Genomic DNA, 21,106 nt, shown 5'->3' on the forward strand with positions numbered 1-21,106 from the left:
GTCAGGACTCTGCGGAGGAGAGCTGGGCGGCGAGCGCGCGGTGGACGGTGTCCAGGACGGCGAGCTGCTCGGTCAGCGGACGGTCGGCGAGGGTGTCGAGCTCGGCGAGCTCGGGCACGGGGGCGGGCGGCGCGTCCGGTCCGGGACGCGGTGGCGCGGGCCGAGGGGCCGCGGACGCGGCCTGCGTGCTGTCGTTCATGGGTCACCTTCCTGCCGTGCCGGTCAGGCTACCCGCGCCCGACGCGGCGGGGGGCGACGCCGTGCCAGGAACACCTGGCACGGCGCGCCGTCAGCCGATCGTCAGCGCCGGGACGTCCTGCGGCTGGACGGGCCGGCCGCTGTCCGCCGCGTCCCAGGCGGCGACGCACAGTGCGCGCCACCCGTCGAGCGTCACCCGGGCGGGCCGGTCACCGGAGAGCCGCTGCTCCCCGGAGGGGCCGAGCGGGCCGGTGGGGTCGTCGACGAGGACGAGGGTGCCGTCGTCGACGCGCGCGACGGCGGCGCCGCAGCTCCACCAGCCCTCGTCGTCGACGTGCCTGGGCTCGGGGTGCCGCTCGAGCAGCCCGCGCAGGTCGGTGGCGAGCATCGACGGGCGCTGGTGCGCCGGTGCGAGGACGGCGTCACGGGCGCTCGTCACGCCCGTGAGGACGAGCAGGCCGGGGATCCCGGAGGCGCGGGCGCCCTCGAGGTCGGTGTCGAGCCGGTCACCGATGGCCATCGGGTTCTGCGCGCCGACGCGCTCGGCGGCCTGGCGGAAGATCGCCGGGAGCGGCTTGCCGGACGCGAGCGGCTGGACGCCGGTCGCCTCGACGACGGCGCGCACGAGCGCGCCGTTGCCCGGGGCGACCCCACGCTCCTTGGGGATGGAGCCGTCGAGGTTGGTCGCGACGTGGCGCGCGCCGGCGCCGATCGCGTAGGAGGCCTCGGCGAGGTCGTGCCAGCTCAGGTGCGGGGCGTAGCCCTGGACGACGGCCTCCGGCGCGTCGGCCGCGCTCGCCACGAGCGTGAAGCCGGCGTGCTCGAGCGCCGTGCGCAGCCCCTGGCCGCCGATGGGCAGCACGCGGGCGCCGGGCTCGAGCACCTCCTGCAGGAGGAGGGCGACCGACTGGGCGGAGGTGACGACCTGCTCGGGTGAGCAGGGCACGCCGAAGCCGTCGATCTGGGCGGCGATCTCCTCCGGCTCACGGGAGGAGTTGTTCGTGACGTACAGCGGACGCAGGCCACGCTCGGCGGCCGCCGCGATCGCGTCGGCCGCGTGGACCACCGCCTCGGCCCCCAGGTAGACGACGCCGTCGAGGTCGTAGAGACCGACGTCGTAGACGTCGCACGGCGGCGGCGAACCGATGAGCGTCGCGGTCACCGGCGGTCCTCCAGGTCACCGTCCGCGAAGAGGTCGAGCTGCTCGGAGCCGTTGTCGGACTCCTGGTCCTCCTCGACGGTGTCGGGGCCGGTGGTCTCCTCGGCCTCGACCGCGTCGGTGACCTCGGCGGTCTCCTCGCCCTCGACCGCGTCGGTGACCTCGGCGGTCTCCTCGGCCTCGACCGCGTCGGTGACCTCGGCGGTCTCCTCGGCCTCGACCGCGGACTCCTCGACGACCTCGACCTCGGACTCCTCGACCACGATCTCCGCCTCGGGGGCCGACTCGTCGACCTGCGGCTCCTCGGCGTCGTCAGCGTCCACGACCTCGACGTCCGACTCCACGTCGACCGTCTCGGCGTCCGGGGCGGACTCCTCGATCTCGACGGACTCCTCGATCACGACCTCGGCCTCGGGCACGGACTCGACGTCGACGACCGCGGCGTCCGGCGCGGAGTCCTCGACGAGGACGACCTCGACCTCGACCTCCTCGGCCTCCTCCTCGAGCTCGTCGTCCTCCGGCTCGACCTCGTCAGGCTCGCCGGCCTCGAGCTCGTCGACCCCTGACACGTCCTCGGCCTCATCGTCCTCGGACTCGACCTCGTCGGTCTCATCGGCCTCGGACTCATCGGCCTCGGACTCGTCGTCCTCCGGCTCGTCGTCCTCCGGCTCGTCGTCCTCCGGCTCGTCGTCCTCCGGCGCGTCAGCCTCGGCGACGGACGCCGGCGTGGCCTGCTCGTCATCGTCGTCCCCGAGGTCGAGGACGACGACGTCGTCCTCCTCCTGGGGTGCGATCGCCTCGGCGGCGGCCCGCGCCTCAGCGGCGTCGTCGGTGCGACCGAGGGTCTCGAGCCTGTCGGCGCGGACGAGCATCAGCCGGCGGCGGTACTCGGGCTCGCGGACGCGCGGGAGCAGCTTGTCGATGACGAGCAGCGCGGCGTCGTGCTCGCCGAGGTCGGCTCGTGCACCGCTCTCGACGAGGGTGAGCTCGACGGCCTCCTCGATGCTGAGCTCGCGCCCCTTGGCCTCGGCGATGACCGCGAGCGCGCGCTCGGGGCGTCCGAGGCCACGCTCGCAGTCGGCCTCGATCGCGGGGTGCGCGTCGACACCGCTGAGACGGCGCACCGTACGGACCTCACGCAGCGCCTCCGCGTACCGTCCGGTCGCGTAGGCGGTGAGGGCCAGTGCCTCGCGCACGACGTCGACGCGACCGGCACGCCGGACCGCTGCGGACGCGTGCTCGTAGGCGAGCTCCGGGTCCGTGTCGAGCGTCCGGCCGGCCATGACCAGGTGGACGGCCACCCAGTCGGAGTTCAGCTTGGACAGGGTGCGCAGACGTGACCGCGCGGCCTTGTCGAGCATCTGGGGGATGACGTCCTCGTCCACGGGGGGCGCGGGGTGACGCAGTTCCTCGTCATGAGGCGCCTGGTCGGACGCGTGCCGCGGGCCGGACCGGTCGAAACCTCCACCGGTGCGGTGCCCACCGCCTGCCGAGCGGTCGTAGCCGCCCTCACGGCGGCCGCCACGCTCGCCACCACGGCGGTCGTCGGGGCGGCCATAGCCACCCTCACGACGCTCGGTCGGACGACCGAAGCCACCCTCGCGACGCTCGCCACCACGACGCTCGTCGGGACGGCCAAAGCCACCCTCACGACCCCCGGTCGGACGACCCTGACCACCCTCACGACGCTCCGTCGGACGGCCATAGCCGCCCTCACGACGCTCACCACGGTCGAAGCTGCGGGGAGCGCCCTCGCGACGCTCCGTGGGACGGCCGTAACCGCCCTCACGACGCTCACCGCCGTTGAAGTCACGGGAACCGCCATCGCGACGCTCCGTGGGACGGCCATAGCCACCCTCACGACGCTCACCACGGTTGAAGTCACGGGAACCGCCATCGCGACGCTCGGTCGGACGGCCGTAACCGCCCTCACGACGCTCACCGCCGTTGAAGTCACGGGAACCGCCATCGCGACGCTCGGTCGGACGGCCGTAGCCACCCTCGCGACGCTCGGTCGGACGGCCGTAACCACCCTCACGACGCTCGCCACCACGACGCTCGTCGGGGCGGCCGTAACCACCACCCTCACGACGCTCGGTCGGACGGCTCTGACCGCCTTCGCGACGCTCGGTGGGGCGGCCGTAGCCGCCCTCACGACGCTCGCCGCGGTTGAAGTCACGGGAAGCGCCATCGCGACGCTCGGTCGGACGGCCGTAACCACCCTCACGACGCTCGCCACCACGACGCTCGTCGGGGCGGCCGTAACCACCACCCTCACGACGCTCGGTCGGACGGCTCTGACCGCCTTCACGACGCTCGGTCGGGCGGCCGTAACCACCCTCACGACGCTCGCCACCACGACGCTCGTCGGGGCGGCCGTAACCACCACCCTCACGACGCTCGGTCGGACGGCTCTGACCGCCTTCACGACGCTCGGTCGGACGGCCGTAGCCGCCCTCACGACGCTCGCCGCGGTTGAAGTCACGGGAAGCGCCATCGCGACGCTCGGTCGGACGGCCGTAGCCACCCTCACGACGCTCGCCACCACGACGGTCGTCGGGGCGGCCGTAGCCGCCCTCACGACGCTCGCCGCGGTTGAAGTCACGGGAACCGCTGTCGCGACGCTCGCCACCACGGCCCTCGGCGGGGCGGTTGTAGCCACCCTCACGCCGGTCTCCGCGGTCGAAGCCTCGTTCGCTGCCGCGACGCTCGTCGGGACGCCCGGCACCGCCGCTGCGGTACCCCTCGCCCTGACGCCGCGGGCGGTCGTCGCCGAAGCTGCGCTGCCCGCGCTCGTTGTCACGGCGGTCGCCGGCAGGCGGGCGCCGGTCGTCACGGCCGTCGCGACGCGGCGCACTGCCACGACCTGCGTCGGTCGTGCGGTCGCCGCTCCAACGCGGGCGGTCACCGCGTGCGGTGCTGCCGCCCCGTGCGGGGCGACCGCCCTTCTCGTAGGGCCGGCCGGAGCGCGGCGCGCTGCCGCCGCTCGACGGACGTCCGGCGGCGCGACCACGGGGATTACGCTGGTGCGCCCCTGGACGATCCTCGCCACGTCGTTCGTTCTCGTTGTGGTCGTTCATCGCTTCCTTCCTGAAGCACACCCGTGGGTGAAACACGTGTGGGCCGCACCCCAAGGGTTGCGGCCCACACGGTAATGGGTGTTCGGCGGCGTCCTACTCTCCCACGCAGTCTCCCACGCAGTACCATCGGCGCTGAAGGGCTTAGCTTCCGGGTTCGGAATGGGACCGGGCGTTTCCCCTTCGCTATGACCGCCGTAACTCTATGGAGATGTCACCCGTGTGTGGGTGGCTCCAGAACCGTACAGTGGACGCGTCATCACAAGACCTGATAGTTGTGGTGAAGTTGTCGGCCAATTAGTACCGGTCAGCTTCACACGTTGCCGTGCTTCCACATCCGGCCTATCAACCCAGTGTTCTGCTGGGGGCCTTCCCACCCGAGGGTGGTGGAAACCTCATCTTGAAGCAGGCTTCCCGCTTAGATGCTTTCAGCGGTTATCCCTTCCGAACGTAGCCAACCAGCCATGCTCCTGGCGGAACAACTGGCACACCAGAGGTTCGTCCGTCCCGGTCCTCTCGTACTAGGGACAGGTCTTCTCAAGTTTCCTGCGCGCGCAGCGGATAGGGACCGAACTGTCTCACGACGTTCTAAACCCAGCTCGCGTACCGCTTTAATGGGCGAACAGCCCAACCCTTGGGACCTACTCCAGCCCCAGGATGCGACGAGCCGACATCGAGGTGCCAAACCATGCCGTCGATATGGACTCTTGGGCAAGATCAGCCTGTTATCCCCGGGGTACCTTTTATCCGTTGAGCGACGGCGCTTCCACAAGCCACCGCCGGATCACTAGTTCCGACTTTCGTCCCTGCTCGACCTGTCAGTCTCACAGTCAAGCTCCCTTGTGCACTTACACTCGACACCTGATTGCCAACCAGGCTGAGGGAACCTTTGAGCGCCTCCGTTACATTTTGGGAGGCAACCGCCCCAGTTAAACTACCCACCAGGCACTGTCCCTGATCCGGATTACGGACCGAGGTTAGATGTTCAGAACGACCAGAGTGGTATTTCAACGATGACTCCACAACCACTGGCGTGGCTGCTTCACAGTCTCCCACCTATCCTACACAAGCCGTCCCGAACACCAATACCAAGCTATAGTAAAGGTCCCGGGGTCTTTCCGTCCTGCTGCGCGAAACGAGCATCTTTACTCGTAGTGCAATTTCGCCGAGTTCACGGTTGAGACAGCGGAGAAGTCGTTACGCCATTCGTGCAGGTCGGAACTTACCCGACAAGGAATTTCGCTACCTTAGGATGGTTATAGTTACCACCGCCGTTTACTGGGGCTTAAATTCTGAGCTTCGCCCCGAAGGGCTGACCCGTCCTCTTAACCTTCCAGCACCGGGCAGGCGTCAGTCCGTATACATCGTCTTGCGACTTCGCACGGACCTGTGTTTTTAGTAAACAGTCGCTTCTCCCTGGTCTCTGCGGCCCGAAAGGGCTAGCCAGCAAGTGGCTTCACCCCTCAGGCCCCCCTTCTCCCGAAGTTACGGGGGCATTTTGCCGAGTTCCTTAACCGTGATTTTCTCGATCGCCTTGGTATTCTCTACCTGACCACCTGAGTCGGTTTAGGGTACGGGCGGCTAACACCTCGCGTCGAGGCTTTTCTTGGCAGCATAGGATCACCCTGCTTCCCGCATTCGCGGTCACCATCAGGTCTGAGGCTGTATGAGGTCCGGATTTGCCTGGACCTCGCCCTGCTCCCTTGGACGTGCATAGCCATAAAACACGCGGTGGCTACCTGTCTGCGTCACCCCTGTTAATACGCTTACCTAATACCGGTTCGGGTTCCGCGCGCGGCCGGCCCCGGCCCCGAAGGGCACAAGGACGGCGTTGGGCGGTTAGCATCACCGGGCTCGGTATGGGCGGTGTTTCGCCGGTACGGGAATATCAACCCGTTGTCCATCGACTACGCCTGTCGGCCTCGCCTTAGGTCCCGACTTACCCAGGGCGGATTAACCTGGCCCTGGAACCCTTGGTCATTCGGCGGACGGGTTTCTCACCCGTCTTTCGCTACTCATGCCTGCATTCTCACTCGTGTGGGATCCACCACTGGGTCACCCCGCAGCTTCACCTCCCACACGACGCTCCCCTACCCACCAACACCCCTGAACACCCGCCCGTAGGCGAGAGCTGAGGAACATGTGTCAGTGCCACGGCTTCGGCGGTGTGCTTGAGCCCCGCTAAATTGTCGGCGCAGAATCACTTGACCAGTGAGCTATTACGCACTCTTTCAAGGGTGGCTGCTTCTAAGCCAACCTCCTGGTTGTCTGTGCAACTCCACATCCTTTCCCACTTAGCACACGCTTAGGGGCCTTAGCCGGTGGTCTGGGCTGTTTCCCTCTCGACGACGAAGCTTATCCCCCGCCGTCTCACTGCTGCGCTTACACTTACCGGCATTCGGAGTTTGGCTGACGTCAGTAACCTGTTGGGGCCCATCGGCCATCCAGTGCTCTACCTCCGGCAAGAAACACGCAACGCTGCACCTAAATGCATTTCGGGGAGAACCAGCTATCACGAAGTTTGATTGGCCTTTCACCCCTACCCACAGGTCATCCCCTCAGTTTTCAACCTAAGTGGGTTCGGTCCTCCACGCGGTCTTACCCGCGCTTCAACCTGCCCATGGGTAGATCACTTCGCTTCGGGTCTAGAGCATGCGACTCAATCGCCCTGTTCGGACTCGCTTTCGCTACGGCTTCCCCACACGGGTTAACCTCGCCACATACCACTAACTCGCAGGCTCATTCTTCAAAAGGCACGCCGTCACCCCAGCTACGGAGGCTCCGACGGATTGTAAGCATCCGGTTTCAGGTACTATTTCACTCCCCTCCCGGGGTACTTTTCACCTTTCCCTCACGGTACTTGTCCGCTATCGGTCACTAGGTAGTATTTAGGCTTAGCAAGTGGTCTTGCCAGATTCACACGGGATTTCACGGGCCCCGTGCTACTCGGGATCCCCACCGGGAGGCGCCACCATTTCGTCTACGGGGGTCTCACCCTCTGTGCCCGGCCTTCCCAGACCGTTCGACTATGACGACGCTTTCTCACTCCCTACCGGGCCGGCAGGCCTGGTTGGCGGGTCCCACGACCCCGGAGGTGCAACGACTGCCGTCTATCACACACCCCCGGTTTAGCCTCATCCGCTTTCGCTCGCCACTACTCACGGAATATCTCTTCCTGTGGGTACTGAGATGTTTCACTTCCCCACGTTCCCTCCACACGCCCTATACATTCAGGCGCGGGTAACCGGGCATGACCCCGGCTGGGTTTCCCCATTCGGACATCCTCGGATCACGGTTCGTTAGCCAACTCCCCGAGGCTTATCGCAGGCCACCACGTCCTTCTTCGGCTCCTAGTGCCAAGGCATCCACCGAATGCTCTTAATAACTTGACCACAAAAGATCAAAGATGCTCGCGTCCACTGTACAGTTCTCAAGCAACCCACCGACCAACCCCCACCCCACACCACAACGGGCACCAGGGGCGAGCAGAAGGCGGTCACGGTCGAGACAACAACCCCCACAACCAGCCATACGGCCGGCGCGGGCGCCTGTTCCCTCAGGACCCAACAGCATGCCAAGCCTTCGATGTTCCACCCATGAGCAACCACCGGACACTCGTTCGGCATCCGCGTGGCACCTGACACCCCCGTAGGCCCCGACGAAGCGGGCGAGGATGTGGTGAGCTCCTTAGAAAGGAGGTGATCCAGCCGCACCTTCCGGTACGGCTACCTTGTTACGACTTCGTCCTAATCGCCAGTCCCACCTTCGACGGCTCCCCCCACAAGGGTTGGGCCACCGGCTTCGGGTGTTACCGACTTTCATGACGTGACGGGCGGTGTGTACAAGGCCCGAGAACGTATTCACCGCAGCGTTGCTGATCTGCGATTACTAGCGACTCCGACTTCATGGGGTCGAGTTGCAGACCCCAATCCGAACTGAGACCGGCTTTTTGGGATTCGCTCCACCTCGCGGTATCGCAGCCCTTTGTACCGGCCATTGTAGCATGCGTGAAGCCCAAGACATAAGGGGCATGATGATTTGACGTCATCCCCACCTTCCTCCGAGTTGACCCCGGCAGTCTCCCATGAGTCCCCGGCATAACCCGCTGGCAACACAGGACAAGGGTTGCGCTCGTTGCGGGACTTAACCCAACATCTCACGACACGAGCTGACGACAACCATGCACCACCTGTACACCGACCTTACGGGGAGCACATCTCTGCACTTTTCCGGTGTATGTCAAGCCTTGGTAAGGTTCTTCGCGTTGCATCGAATTAATCCGCATGCTCCGCCGCTTGTGCGGGCCCCCGTCAATTCCTTTGAGTTTTAGCCTTGCGGCCGTACTCCCCAGGCGGGGCACTTAATGCGTTAGCTGCGGCACGGAACCCGTGGAATGGGTCCCACACCTAGTGCCCAACGTTTACGGCATGGACTACCAGGGTATCTAATCCTGTTCGCTCCCCATGCTTTCGCTCCTCAGCGTCAGTAACGGCCCAGAGACCTGCCTTCGCCATCGGTGTTCCTCCTGATATCTGCGCATTCCACCGCTACACCAGGAATTCCAGTCTCCCCTACCGCACTCTAGTCTGCCCGTACCCACTGCAGGCGCAAGGTTAAGCCTTGCGTTTTCACAGCAGACGCGACAAACCGCCTACGAGCTCTTTACGCCCAATAATTCCGGACAACGCTTGCGCCCTACGTATTACCGCGGCTGCTGGCACGTAGTTAGCCGGCGCTTCTTCTGCAGGTACCGTCACCCGAAGGCTTCTTCCCTACTGAAAGAGGTTTACAACCCGAAGGCCGTCATCCCTCACGCGGCGTCGCTGCATCAGGCTTTCGCCCATTGTGCAATATTCCCCACTGCTGCCTCCCGTAGGAGTCTGGGCCGTGTCTCAGTCCCAGTGTGGCCGGTCACCCTCTCAGGCCGGCTACCCGTCGTCGCCTTGGTAGGCCTTCACCCCACCAACAAGCTGATAGGCCGCGAGCCCATCCCTGACCAATAAATCTTTCCACACACACCCATGCGGGCACGCGTCATATCCGGTATTAGCCACGATTTCTCGTAGTTATCCCGAAGTCAGGGGCAGGTTACTCACGTGTTACTCACCCGTTCGCCACTAATCCACCCAGCAAGCTGGGCATCATCGTTCGACTTGCATGTGTTAAGCACGCCGCCAGCGTTCGTCCTGAGCCAGGATCAAACTCTCCGTAAATGTCTAGCGCCACCCCCGAAGGGGTAACAACCATACGAAGACACCCACCAACCACAAGAGCCGGCAGGCAATCCAGGCAAACCCACCCACGGAAAGGAAACCGCGAGCAGGCAACCAAACAAACAGACCCTCAAACACCCAGCCCCGAAAGACCGGACGCCATCAGATCCAAATGGCATCAAAAAACTTGGCACACTGTTGAGTTCTCAAGAAACAGACACACACCGCGGAAGACGGACCTGCTGGTCGCCTCCCCGTCCGGGGCTGGCCGTTCAACTTTACCCGCCGGCGTTCCCACACACAACTTCAGTCGGTGTGATCCCCGCCTCCGGGCCCTCAGCCGTCCGCGGTCGAACCGCGGTCACTGTGAGGGGCTGCCTCTCCGGGACCGGCCACCGGCCTCTCGGCCTCGTGTCCGTGTCTCCCTGGGGGGCAACGAGGTGAAACATTACGTCGTCCCCACACCGACGTCAAACCGCCTCCAGCCTGGTTCCGCCGGCCACCGAAACCCCGCGTGACCTGCACTTTTCTGCCCTTCGTCGGCGTCGACGCCGCGACCTGTGCCCAGATCTCGCCCCTGAGACCTCGTTCACAGGGCGCGGCGCCCCGGTGGCGGACTGCGCGCCCCGGTACCACCCGGGCGGCGCGGTCCCCCGGGTACGACAGATGCCCGCCGGGCGTGCCGGCGGGCATCTGGTGGTGCGAGCTGGATCAGGGAGCGGCGACCTCGGCGACGGCGAGGTTGCGCCGACCGCGGCGCAGCAGCACCCAGCGTCCGGCGAGCAGGTCCTCCGGGGCGAGGACCCGGTCCTCGTCGGTCACCTTGACGTTGTTGAGGTACGCACCGCCCTCGGCCACCGTGCGACGGGCGGCGGAGCGCCCGTTCGCAAGACCGGTCGCCACGAGGAGGTCGACGACGTTGGACTCCCCCACGACCGCCTCCCCCCGCGGCAGCTCGGCCACCGCGTGCCCGAGCGTCTGGGGGTCGAGGTCGGTCAGCTCTCCCCGTCCGAAGAGCGCCTGCGACGCGCGCTCCACCCGCTCGGTGGCGTCGGCGCCGTGGACGAGGGTGGTGACGTCGCGGGCCAGGGCGCGCTGTCCCTCGCGGGCCTGCGGACGCTCTGCCACCGCGGCGGTGAGCTCGGCGATCTCCTCCCGGGTGCGGAATGTGAAGATCTTGAGGAACCGCTCGACGTCGGCGTCCTCGGTGTTGAGCCAGAACTGGTAGAAGGCGTAGGGGCTCATCATGTCCGGGGCGAGCCAGACAGCCCCGCCCTCGGTCTTGCCGAACTTCGTGCCGTCGGCCTTGGTGATGAGCGGCGTCGTCAGGGCGTGGACCGTCGTGCCGTCGGCCTTGCGGGCGAGCTCGACACCGGAGAGCAGGTTGCCCCACTGGTCGTTCCCGCCGGTCTGCAGGGTGCACCCGTAGCGGCGGTTGAGCTCGAGGAAGTCCATGCCCTGGAGGATCTGGTAGCTGAACTCCGTGAAGGAGATGCCCTCGTCGCTGGCGAGGCGCCGCGCAACGGTGTCCTTGGCGAGCATCGTGCCGAGCCGGTAGTGCTTGCCGACCTCCCGGAGGAAGTCGATCGCGCTCAGCCCGGAGGTCCAGTCGAGGTTGTTGACCATGCGGGCCGCATTGTCGCCCTCGAAGTCGAGGAACGGCTCGATCTGGGCACGGAGCCGGTCGGTCCACTCGGCGACGACGGTGCGGTCGTTGAGTGTGCGCTCCCCGGACATCCGCGGGTCACCGATGAGCCCGGTCGCTCCCCCGACCAGCGCGATCGGCCGGTGGCCGGCGAGCTGGAGGTGGCGCAGCGTGATGAGCTGGACGAGGTGCCCGTGGTGGAGACTCGGCGCGCTGGGGTCGAAGCCGCAGTAGTAGGTGACGGGTCCTGCGGCGAGGGCGGCGCCGATGGCGTCCCGGTCCGTGGTCTGGGCGATGAGCCCTCGCCACTCCAGCTCCTCGAGGATGTCACTCACGTGTGCGTACCTTCCTGGGTCGGTCGGGCCGGGCGTCGGCCCCGGCATCTAGTGTGCCCCCTCCTCCCGCCGTGCCGGTGCACGATCCAGCTCTCGGCGGGAGGTGCCGGCCGGAGGCGGCGGCGGGAGACGGCGGGGCGGGAGTGCTGTCAGGTGCGGCGGGGGCGGCGGGTGCCGGGGCGGTAGACCGAGACGGTCGGCTCGCCGGGCAGCCAGAACCGCCACGGGAACACCTCGCCGTCCCCACCCGGCCCGGCGACCCCGACCCGCGGTCCGGTCACCGGCTCAGGGACCACGTCCGCCGGGGCGGCCAGCTCGGCCCGCCCTCCGGCAGCGAGCGCCAGTCCGTTGTCGGCGCCGGTGAGCCCGAGTGCCTGGGCCATCCGGGCCGGGCCGCGCGCGAGGTCGACGTCGCGTCGGGCGGCCGGGCGCCGGGAGCGCGCGAGCTCCAGGCCCTCGACGACCTCCCCGCCGCGCAGCAGCACCGCGCTCGCGCGCCCGTCCTGCCCGCACACGACGTTCGCGCACCAGTGCATGCCGTAGGTGAAGTAGACGTACAGCCGGCCCGCCGGGCCGAACATCACCTCGGTGCGCGGGGTGAGGCCCCGGTACGCGTGGGACCCCGGGTCGTCGGCGCCGTCGTAGGCCTCGACCTCGGTGAGACGCACCGTCACCGCCCCCTCCTCCGAGCGCACCGTCAGGTGCGCGCCGAGGAGGCGGGGTGCCACCTCGAGGGAGGGGGCGGTGAGGTCGAGCGTCGTCACGCGGTGGCCGGCCCCCCGGGCTGGGTCCCTGCCCACTCACGCAGCCGCGCGAGCTCGGCCCGCGCGGCCGTGAGCTGCTCGGCGACCCGGTCCGGGGCGGTGCCGCCGCGGCCGTTGCGCGAGGCGACCGAGCCCTCGACGCTGAGCACGGAACGCACCTGCGGGGTGAGGTGCGGGGAGATCGCGGCGAGCTCGTCGTCGGTGAGGTCCCACAGCTCCTTGCCCGCGGCCTCACACACCCGCACGCACTCCCCCGCGATCTCGTGCGCGTCGCGGAAGGCGACCCCCTCACGCACGAGCCACTCGGCGATGTCGGTGGCCAGGGAGAACCCCTGGGGCGCGAGCTCGGCCATGCGGGCGGTGTCGAAGGTCAGCGTGGCGACCATGCCCGAGACCGCAGGCAGGAGCACCGAGAGCGTGTCGACGCCGTCGAACACGGGCTCCTTGTCCTCCTGCAGGTCGCGGTTGTAGGCCAGCGGCAGGCCCTTGAGCGTGGCGAGCAGACCGGTGAGGTCGCCGATGAGGCGCCCGGCCTTGCCGCGCGCCAGCTCGGCGACGTCGGGGTTCTTCTTCTGCGGCATGATCGAGGAGCCGGTGGAGAACGCGTCGTCGAGCCGGGCGAAGCCGAACTCCTTGGTCGCCCAGATGATGACGTCCTCGCTGATCCGCGAGAGGTTGACGCCCACCATGGCCGCGACGAACGCGAACTCGGCGACGACGTCGCGCGCGGCGGTGCCGTCGATGGAGTTCTCCACCGAGTCGCTGAAGCCGAGGTCCGCCGCGACGGCGCGCGGGTCCAGCCCGAGGGACGAGCCGGCGAGCGCGCCGGAGCCGTAGGGCGAGACCGCCGCGCGGGCGTCCCAGTCCACCCACCGCTGCACGTCACGCAGCAGGGGCCACGCGTGGGCGAGCAGGTGGTGGGCCAGCAGCAGCGGCTGGGCGTGCTGCAGGTGGGTGCGCCCCGGCATGACCGCGCCCGGGTGGGCGGCCGCCTGCTCGGTGAGGGCCGTGACGACGTCGAGCACCCCGCCGGCGAGCAGCCGCGCCTGCTCGCGCAGGTAGGAGCGCACGAGCGTGGCGATCTGGTCGTTGCGGGAGCGGCCCGCGCGCAGCTTGCCGCCCAGCGCGGGCCCGGCCCGCTCGATGAGCCCGCGCTCGAGCGCGGTGTGCACGTCCTCGTCCTCCGGCCGCGGCCCGAAGGCGCCGGAGACGACGTCGCCCTCGAGGCGGTCGAGCGCCGCGAGCATCCCGTCGAGCTCTGCCTGGTCGAGCAGCCCGGCACCCGCGAGCGCACGGGCGTGCGCCCGGGAGCCGGCGATGTCGTGGCGCGCGAGCCGCCAGTCGAACTGCGTGGAGCGCGACAGCTCGGTGAGCGCGTCGGCCGGCCCACCGCTGAAGCGGCCGCCCCACAGGCTCAGGGGGGACTCACCCATGGTCGGAGACCTCCAAGGTGCCCTGCCCGAGGTCGACGGCGTTGCCGAAGACGACGTCACGGGCGGCGGCGAGCTTGGCGGTGAGGCCGTAGATCTCGATGAAGCCCTTGGCGTTGGACTGGTCGAAGGTGTCGCCGGAGTCGTAGGTGGCGAGGTTGAAGTCGTAGAGGCTGGAGTCGCTGCGGCGGCCGGTGACCACGGCGCGGCCCCCGTGCAGGAGCAGCCGGATCTCGCCGGAGACGTAGCGCTGGGTGTCGTCGATGAAGACGTCGAGGGAGCGCTTGAGCGGGGAGAACCACTGGCCGTCGTAGACCAGCTCGGTCCAGCGCTGGTCCACGCCCTTCTTGAAGCGGGCCTGCTCACGCTCGACGGTGACGTTCTCCAGCTCCTGGTGGGCGGTGATGAGCGCGATCGCGCCGGGGGCCTCGTAGACCTCGCGGGACTTGATGCCCACGAGGCGGTCCTCGACGATGTCGATGCGGCCCACGCCCTGGGCGCCGGCGCGGCGGTTGAGCTCCTGGATCGCCTGGAGCGGGGTGACCGGGACGCCGTCGAGCGCGACGGGCACGCCCTCCTTGAAGGTGATGACGACCTCGTCGGGGACCGGCGGGAAGGCCGGGTCGTCGGTGTAGCTGTAGACGTCCTTGGTCGGGGCGTTCCAGATGTCCTCGAGGAAGCCGGTCTCGATCGCGCGGCCCCACACGTTCTGGTCGATGGAGAACGGGTTGTTCTTCGTCGTCTCGATCGGCAGCTGGTGGCGCTGGGCGTAGTCGATGGCGACGTCGCGGGTGAGGGCGAGGTCGCGGACCGGGGCCAGGCACTTGAGGTCCGGGGCGAGGGAGGTGATGCCGACCTCGAAGCGGACCTGGTCGTTGCCCTTGCCGGTGCAGCCGTGGGCCACGGTCGTGGCGCCGAACTGGCGTGCGGCGCGCACGAGGTGCTTGACGATGACGGGGCGCGAGAGCGCCGAGACCACCGGGTAGCGGTCCTGGTAGAGGGCGTTGGCCTTGAGCGCCGGCATGCAGTACTCGGTGGCGAACTCCTCGCGTGCGTCGGCGACGTAGGCCTCCACCGCACCGCAGTCGAGCGCGCGCTGGCGGATGACGTCGAGGTCCTCCCCGCCCTGGCCGACGTCGACGGCCACGGCGATGACCTCGGTGCCGGTCTGCTCGCCGATCCAGCCGATGGCCACCGAGGTGTCCAGCCCGCCGGAGTAGGCGAGGACGACCCGCTCCTTGCCGGCGGGGGTGGTGGCGGGGGCGGTGCTGTCACTCATGCTGAGTCTCTTTCGATGGATGGTGCGATAGGGCGGTCGGCGCCGGCGCGCGCCGGGCCGTTGGTGCTGGGGGCGGCGAGGGCGAGGAGCCGGGCGGTGAGCTCGGCCCCTGCCTTGCCGTCACGGGTGATGACGAGGACGGTGTCGTCACCGGCGATCGTGCCGATGACCTCGGGAAGGACGGCGGTGTCGACCGCGGAGGCGAGCAGCTGCGCGGCGCCCGCGGGGGTGCGCAGGACGACCAGCGCGTCGGCGCGGTCCGCGGAGACGAGCAGCTCGCTGCACCAGCGCGCCAGGCGCGCGACGCCGTGCCCCTCCCCGGGGGCCACGGGCGGGGCCATGGCGCCGGCGGCGCCCTCCTCCGGCAGCGCGTAGACCTGCCCGCCGCCGGGCAGGGTGATCTTCCCGGCGCGCAGCTCGACGAGGTCGCGCGAGAGGGTCGCCTGGGTCACCTGGACGCCGTGGGAGGCAAGCTGGGCGCTGAGCTCCCCCTGGGAGGAGATGCGCTGCTGGGACAGGAGTCGGGCGATGAGCGCGTGGCGTGCCGCCCGGGTGACCGGGATGCTCACCGGGCTGCCTCCTCCAGGAGGTGGACGAGCACGGCCTTCTGCGCGTGGCGACGGTTCTCGGCCTCGTCCCAGATGACGGACCGGGGGCCGTCGACGACGTCGGCGGTCGCCTCCATGCCCCGGTAGACCGGCAGGCAGTGGAGGAAGACGGCGTCCGCGCCGCGCGCCATGAGCCGCTCGTCCACCCGGTAGGGCACGAACGGGGACTCCCGCTCCCCCGCCTCGGCCTCCTGCCCCATCGAGACCCACGTGTCGGTGGCGACGGCGGTGACGCCGTCGACGGCCTCGTCGGGGTCGGTGGTGACGAGCACGCTGCCCCCGGTGAGCGCCGCGATCTCCCGCGCCCGCTCGACCACGGCGGGGTCGGGGTTGTAGCCCGCGGGGGCGGCGATGCGCACGTCCATGCCGGCGGTGACGCCGCCGAGGAGGTAGGAGTGGGCCATGTTGTTCGCGCCGTCGCCGAGGTAGGCGAGGGACCGCCCGGCGAGAGCGGGACCCTCGGCGGCCAGGCCGCCGCGGTGCTCGGCGACGGTCTGGAGGTCGGCGAGCACCTGGCACGGGTGGAACTCGTCGGTGAGCGCGTTGACCACCGGCACCGCGCTCACGGCGGCGGCGCGGTCGAGGTTCTGCTGGCCGAAGGTGCGCCAGACGATCGCGGCGACCTGCCGGTCGAGCACCCGCACGGTGTCCTCCACCGACTCCCCGCGGCCCACCTGGGTGCCGGCGGCGTCGAGCACGAGCGGGTAGCCGCCGAGCTCGTGGATGCCGACGGAGAAGGAGACCCGGGTGCGGGTGGAGGCCTTGTCGAACATGACGGCCACGGCCTTGCCCTCCAACGGGCGGGGCGCGACGGCGCCGGCCTTGAGGTCGAGGGCGAGGGCGAGGACGGAGCGCTGGGCGTCGACGGTCAGGTCGTCGTCACGCAGGAAGTGGACGGTCATGCGGAGCCTCCGGCGTCGAGCACGGCGGGCAGGTCGGCGAGGAAGCCGGCGGCCTGCTCCGGGGTGAGGATGAACGGCGGTGCCAGTCGGATCGCGTCGGGCGCCACCGGGTTGACGATGTAGCCGGCGTCCAGCGCCGCGCGCGCGACGTCCTGGGCGACCGGCCGGGTGAGGGTGAGGGCCAGGAGCAGCCCCTCCCCCCGGACCCCGGACACGAGCGGGTGCTCCAGGGCGGTGGCCCCGTCGACGAGCTGGCGGCCCCGCTCGGTGACGGCGTCGAGCAGGCCGTCACGCTCGATGACGTGCATCGTCGCGAGCGCCGCGGCGGAGGCGACCGGGTTGCCGCCGAAGGTCGTGCCGTGCTGGCCCGGTCCCAGGAGCGTGGCCGCGTGCTCACCGAGGGCGACGACGGCGCCCACGGGCAGCCCGCCGGCCATCCCCTTGGCGAGGACGACGACGTCGGGCACGACGCCGCCTCCGATGTGGTCGTGGTGGTGGGCCATCCAGCGGCCGGTGCGGCCCATCCCGGTCTGCACCTCGTCCAGGACGAGGAGCGCGCCGTGGCGGGAGGTGAGCTCGCGGGCCGCGGCGAGGTAGCCGGGGGGCAGCGGACGCACGCCCGCCTCGCCCTGGACGGGCTCGAGGACGAGGGCGGCGACGTCGTCGCCCATGGCGGCGGCGAGCGCATCGACGTCACCGAAGGGCAGGTGCTCGACGCCGCCGGGCAGCGGCTCGAACGGCTCGCGGTAGGCGGCCTTGTGGGTGAGCGCGAGCGCGCCCATCGTCCGGCCGTGGAAGGCCCCCTCGAGGGCGAGGATGCGGGGGCGGGCGGCCCCGCCGTGCCGGCGGGCCAGCTTGAAGGCACCCTCCATCGCCTCGGTGCCGGAGTTCGCGAGGAACACCCGCGAACCGGCGGGCGCCCCGCCCGGCTCGACGACCTCGAGCAGCCGCTCGGCGAGGTGCACCTGGGTGGGGGTGGCGAAGAAGTTCGACACGTGCCCGAGCGTCCCGAGCTGGGCGGAGACGGCCGAGACGAGCGTGGGGTGGGCGTGGCCCAGGGAGTTGACCGCGATGCCCGCGAGCAGGTCGAGGTAGCGGCGGCCGTCGGCGTCCCAGACCCACGCGCCCTCCCCGCGCACGAGGACGCGCTGCGGGGGCCCGAACGTGTTCATGAGCGCGTGGGAGTAGCGCTCGGCCCACACGGTCGTCGACTGCTGGGTCTCGGGGACGATGTCGGTCACGGTGCCTCCGGGTGGGTGGACTGGCGGCCCCAGTCGGGCAGGACGAGGGTGCCCACGCCCTCGTCGGTGAAGATCTCCAGCAGCATCGAGTGGGGCAGGCGGCCGTCGACGATGTGCGCCTGCGGGACACCGCCGCGCACCGCCCGCAGGCAGGCCTCCATCTTCGGCACCATGCCCGACTCGAGGTCGGGGAGCATGAGGCTGAGCTCGTCGGCGTGGATGCGCCGGACGATCGAGGAGCGGTCGGGCCACGCGCGGTACAGGCCCTCGACGTCGGTGAGGACGACGAGCTTGCGCGCCCCGAGGGCGATGGCGAGCGCCGCGGCCGCGGTGTCGGCGTTGACGTTGAGCACCTGGCTGCGGTCGGCGACGTCGGGCGCGATCGTCGAGATCACCGGGATGCGCCCGGCGGCGAGGAGGTCCTCGACGGCGGCGGGGTGGACCTCGACGACGTCGCCGACGAGCCCGACGTCCACCGGCTCACCATCGACGACGGCGGTGCGGCGCTCGGCGCGCAGCAGGCCGCCGTCCTCGCCGGAGATGCCGACGGCGTGCGCCGTGCGCTCGTTGAGCAGGGAGACGAGGTCGCGCTGCACCTGGCCGGTGAGGACCATGCGGACCACGGCCATCGCCTCGGGGGTCGTCACCCGCAGCCCGCCGCGGAACTCGGTGGCGATGCCCAGCGTGTCGAGCATCGTGGAGATCTGCGGGCCGCCGCCGTGGACGACGACCGGCTGCATGCCGACCTGGTGGAGGAAGAGGATGTCGGCCGCGAACGCGCGCTGGAGCTGCTCGTCGACCATCGCGTTACCGCCGTACTTGACGACGACGCGGGTGCCGGCGAACCGCTCGAGCCACGGCAGGGCCTGGAGCAGGACCTCGGCCTTCTGCTCGGGGCGGAGGCTGTGCGGGAGCTCGGTCATGTCGAGTACGCACTGTTCTCGTGGACGTAGTCGTGGGTGAGGTCGTTGGTCCAGACGGTGACGGGCGGGGCGTCACCGGCGTGCAGGGCGACCTCGATGTGGACCTCGCGGCTGCCCGCGAGGTCGACGAGCGAACGGTCATCCCCCACGCCGCCGGCCCGGCAGACCTGGACACCGTTGACGGTGACGTCCAGGGCGAGCGGGTCGTAGGGGGCGACGTCCTCGGGGACGGTCCCGGCCGAGGCGATGATGCGACCCCAGTTGGGGTCGTTGCCGAAGATCGCGGTCTTGACGAGGTTGGAGCGGGTGATCGCCCGGGCGACGGCGAGGGCCGCGGTCTCGCTGGTCGCCCCCGTGACGGTGACGGCGACGTCGTGGCTGGCGCCCTCGGCGTCGGCGACGAGCGCGCGGGCGAGCTGCCGGGCCGCCTCGGTGAGCGCGTCCTGGAAGCGCTGCGGGTCCGGGCGCACGCCGCTGGCGCCGGACGCGAGGAGGACGACGGTGTCGTTCGTCGACATCGCGCCGTCGGAGTCGACGCGGTCGAAGGTGAGCCGGGTGGCCTCACGGAGAGCGGCGTCGGCCTGCTCGGTGTCGAGCTCGGCGTCGGTGGTGAGGACGCAGAGCATGGTCGCCAGGGCCGGGGCGAGCATGCCCGCGCCCTTGGCCATGCCGCCCACCGACCAGCCCTCCCCCTCGACGTGCACGGTCTTGGCGACGGTGTCGGTGGTCATGATCGCCTCGGCGGCGTCGGGGCCGCCGTCGGCGGACAGGGCCGCGGCCGCGGCGGTGACACCCGCGGTCAGCGCCGGCATGTCGAGCCGCTCGCCGATGAGGCCGGTGGAGCAGACGACGACGTCCCCGGCGGAGACGCCGAGGAGCTCCCCGACGTGCTCGGCCGTCCGGTGGGTGTCGAGGAAGCCCTCGGGCCCGGTGCAGGCGTTCGCACCGCCGGAGTTGAGGACGACCGCGCGGGCGATCCCGTCCCCGACGGCGGTGCGCGACCACACGACCGGCGCGGCGACGACGCGGTTGGTCGTGAACACGGCGGCGGCGACGGCCGAGGGGCCGTCGTTGACGACGAGCGCGACGTCCTTGCCGCCACTGCTCTTGAGGCCGGCGGCGACGCCGGCGGCCCGGAAGCCCCGGGGGGCGGTGACGGTCACGGGGCGACTCCCACGGTGGTCAGGCCCCGGCCCTCCGGCAGGCCGAGGGCGAGGTTCATCGACTGGACGGCGGCACCGGCGGTGCCCTTGACGAGGTTGTCGATCGCGCAGACGGCGACGACGCGCCCGGCCCGCTCGTCGACGGTCACCTGGACGTGGGCGGTGTTCGCGCCGAGGGTCGCCGCCGTCGTCGGCCACTGCCCCTCGGGGAGCAGGCGGACGAACGTCTCCCCGGCGTAGGCGTCCTCCCACGCGCGGCGGACGTCGGCGGCGCTCGCGGCGGCCGCGAGCGGCGCGGTGACGGTGGCGAGGATGCCGCGGGCCATCGGCACGAGAGTGGGGGTGAAGGAGAGCCGGACGCTCGCGGCGCCGGCGCGGCGCAGGTTCTGCTCGATCTCCGGGACGTGACGGTGGGTGCCGCCGACGGCGTAGGGCGTCGCGGTGCCCAGGCCCTCGCTGGCGAGCAGGTGCGGCTTGAGCGACTTTCCCGCCCCGGAGTACCCGTTGGCGAGGACGGCGACGACGTCGGACGGGTCGACGACGCCGGCGCTCACGCCGGGCTGGAGGGCGAGGGTGATCGCGGTGACGTTGCAGCCGGGGACGGCGACGGTGCGCGCCGTGCGCAGGACCTCGCGCTGCGCGGCGGCGGTGCCTGTCTCCCCCGCGTGGCGCAGCTCGGGCATGCCGTAGGGCCAGGCGCCGGCGAAGGTGCCGCCGTAGAAGTGCTCCCAGTCCGCGGCGTCCTCGAGGCGGTGGTCGGCGCCGCAGTCGAGGAGGAGGGGCGTGGGGCCCTCGAGCGCCTCGAGCGCGGCGGTGAGCTCACCGGAGGCGCCGTGGGGCAGGGCGAGGACGACGACGTCGTGCTCCGCCAGGCGCGCCGGGTCGGTCGGCTCGATGACGCGGCCCGCGAGAGGCAGCAGGTGGGGCTGGTGCTTGCCGAGGAGGTCCCCGGCGCTGGAGCTCGCGGTGAGCGCGCCGATCTCGACGTCGGGGTGCGCGAGGAGCAGTCGCAGGACCTCACCACCCGCGTACCCGCTCGCACCGGCTACGGCCACAGACACAGTCACCCGTATAACTATACACGCCCCTGCATGCACGAAGGCACCACCCCCCGGCCCCCTGCCCGGACGAACGTCCCTGGCGCTCCGTCGTGAGCCGGGTCACAGTGG

The 21,106-nt window shown here is 70.0% G+C and carries 14 protein-coding genes and 3 rRNA genes; 1 reads left to right on the forward strand and 16 read right to left on the reverse strand.

Translation table 11 applies throughout. The features are described 5' to 3' along the window. Window position 1: 1 nt before the first annotated feature. From FE251_RS10560 to FE251_RS15535, 3 genes are all read right to left on the reverse strand, one after another. Window positions 2-199, reverse strand: a complete 198-nt coding sequence (locus FE251_RS10560; RefSeq protein WP_139072108.1) for a hypothetical protein — start codon at window positions 197-199, stop codon at window positions 2-4. Window positions 200-289: 90 nt separating this feature from the next. Continuing rightward, on the reverse strand, window positions 290-1,360 hold the full coding sequence (locus FE251_RS10565; RefSeq protein ID WP_139072107.1) for an HAD-IIA family hydrolase: 1,071 nt from the start codon (window positions 1,358-1,360) through the stop codon (window positions 290-292). Next, complete coding sequence (locus FE251_RS15535) at window positions 1,357-2,742, reverse strand: hypothetical protein (RefSeq protein ID WP_168202708.1); 1,386 nt, start codon at window positions 2,740-2,742, stop codon at window positions 1,357-1,359. The genes FE251_RS10565 and FE251_RS15535 overlap by 4 nt, the downstream gene beginning before the upstream one ends. A gap of 12 nt (window positions 2,743-2,754) precedes the next feature. Between FE251_RS15535 and FE251_RS10575 the strand changes: the two genes are divergently transcribed. Then, on the forward strand, window positions 2,755-4,512 hold the full coding sequence (locus FE251_RS10575) for a hypothetical protein (RefSeq protein WP_139948741.1): 1,758 nt from the start codon (window positions 2,755-2,757) through the stop codon (window positions 4,510-4,512). 5 nt (window positions 4,513-4,517) lie between these two features. Here the strand turns inward: FE251_RS10575 and rrf are convergent. From rrf to argC, 13 genes are all read right to left on the reverse strand, one after another. After that, window positions 4,518-4,634, reverse strand: a 5S ribosomal RNA gene (rrf, locus tag FE251_RS10580). 77 nt (window positions 4,635-4,711) lie between these two features. Beyond that, window positions 4,712-7,826: ribosomal RNA gene (locus tag FE251_RS10585) — 23S ribosomal RNA — on the reverse strand. A gap of 299 nt (window positions 7,827-8,125) precedes the next feature. Further along, window positions 8,126-9,647: ribosomal RNA gene (locus tag FE251_RS10590) — 16S ribosomal RNA — on the reverse strand. Together the 16S, 23S and 5S rRNA genes form the textbook arrangement of a ribosomal RNA operon. 711 nt (window positions 9,648-10,358) lie before the next feature. Continuing rightward, on the reverse strand, window positions 10,359-11,627 hold the full coding sequence (gene tyrS, locus FE251_RS10595; RefSeq protein ID WP_139948742.1) for a tyrosine--tRNA ligase: 1,269 nt from the start codon (window positions 11,625-11,627) through the stop codon (window positions 10,359-10,361). 149 nt (window positions 11,628-11,776) lie between these two features. Next, the gene (locus tag FE251_RS10600; RefSeq protein WP_139071920.1) at window positions 11,777-12,391 is read right to left on the reverse strand and encodes a DNA-3-methyladenine glycosylase; all 615 of its coding nucleotides are present in this window, start codon (window positions 12,389-12,391) and stop codon (window positions 11,777-11,779) included. After that, window positions 12,388-13,824, reverse strand: coding sequence for an argininosuccinate lyase (gene argH / locus FE251_RS10605; protein ID WP_139071919.1), 1,437 nt, complete (start codon window positions 13,822-13,824; stop codon window positions 12,388-12,390). The genes FE251_RS10600 and argH overlap by 4 nt, the downstream gene beginning before the upstream one ends. Next, window positions 13,817-15,100, reverse strand: a complete 1,284-nt coding sequence (locus FE251_RS10610) for an argininosuccinate synthase (RefSeq protein ID WP_139071918.1) — start codon at window positions 15,098-15,100, stop codon at window positions 13,817-13,819. Before FE251_RS10610 ends, argH begins: the two co-directional genes overlap by 8 nt. Continuing rightward, window positions 15,097-15,669: an arginine repressor gene (argR, locus tag FE251_RS10615; protein ID WP_139948743.1), complete on the reverse strand. Its 573-nt coding sequence runs from the start codon at window positions 15,667-15,669 to the stop codon at window positions 15,097-15,099. Before argR ends, FE251_RS10610 begins: the two co-directional genes overlap by 4 nt. After that, a complete protein-coding gene (gene argF, locus FE251_RS10620) occupies window positions 15,666-16,610 on the reverse strand; it encodes an ornithine carbamoyltransferase (RefSeq protein WP_139072456.1) in 945 nt (314 codons plus the stop codon). Before argF ends, argR begins: the two co-directional genes overlap by 4 nt. Further along, entirely contained in the window at window positions 16,607-17,851 is a 1,245-nt protein-coding gene (locus FE251_RS10625) for an acetylornithine transaminase (RefSeq protein WP_139072457.1), read from the reverse strand. The genes argF and FE251_RS10625 overlap by 4 nt, the downstream gene beginning before the upstream one ends. Further along, on the reverse strand, window positions 17,848-18,774 hold the full coding sequence (gene argB, locus FE251_RS10630) for an acetylglutamate kinase (RefSeq protein WP_139072458.1): 927 nt from the start codon (window positions 18,772-18,774) through the stop codon (window positions 17,848-17,850). Before argB ends, FE251_RS10625 begins: the two co-directional genes overlap by 4 nt. Continuing rightward, window positions 18,771-19,937 carry a bifunctional glutamate N-acetyltransferase/amino-acid acetyltransferase ArgJ gene (gene argJ, locus FE251_RS10635; RefSeq protein WP_139948744.1) on the reverse strand — a complete coding sequence of 389 codons (1,167 nt, stop codon included), beginning with the start codon at window positions 19,935-19,937 and terminating at the stop codon, window positions 18,771-18,773. The genes argB and argJ overlap by 4 nt, the downstream gene beginning before the upstream one ends. Continuing rightward, a complete protein-coding gene (argC, locus tag FE251_RS10640; RefSeq protein ID WP_139948745.1) occupies window positions 19,934-21,004 on the reverse strand; it encodes an N-acetyl-gamma-glutamyl-phosphate reductase in 1,071 nt (356 codons plus the stop codon). Before argC ends, argJ begins: the two co-directional genes overlap by 4 nt. Between the last annotated feature and the right edge of the window lie 102 nt (window positions 21,005-21,106).

Source organism: Georgenia wutianyii, from assembly GCF_006349365.1.
Lineage (GTDB): Bacteria > Actinomycetota > Actinomycetes > Actinomycetales > Actinomycetaceae > Oceanitalea > Oceanitalea wutianyii.

Excerpts from the sequence above, each read along its gene's own strand:
- argB (WP_139072458.1), bottom strand. The coding sequence starts at position 18,774 with ATGACCGAGCTCCCGCACAGCCTCCGCCCCGAGCAGAAGGCCGAGGTC.
- argF (WP_139072456.1), bottom strand. The coding sequence starts at position 16,610 with ATGACCGTCCACTTCCTGCGTGACGACGACCTGACCGTCGACGCCCAG.
- FE251_RS10560 (WP_139072108.1), bottom strand. The coding sequence starts at position 199 with ATGAACGACAGCACGCAGGCCGCGTCCGCGGCCCCTCGGCCCGCGCCA.
- FE251_RS10610 (WP_139071918.1), bottom strand. The coding sequence starts at position 15,100 with ATGAGTGACAGCACCGCCCCCGCCACCACCCCCGCCGGCAAGGAGCGG.
- argH (WP_139071919.1), bottom strand. The coding sequence starts at position 13,824 with ATGGGTGAGTCCCCCCTGAGCCTGTGGGGCGGCCGCTTCAGCGGTGGG.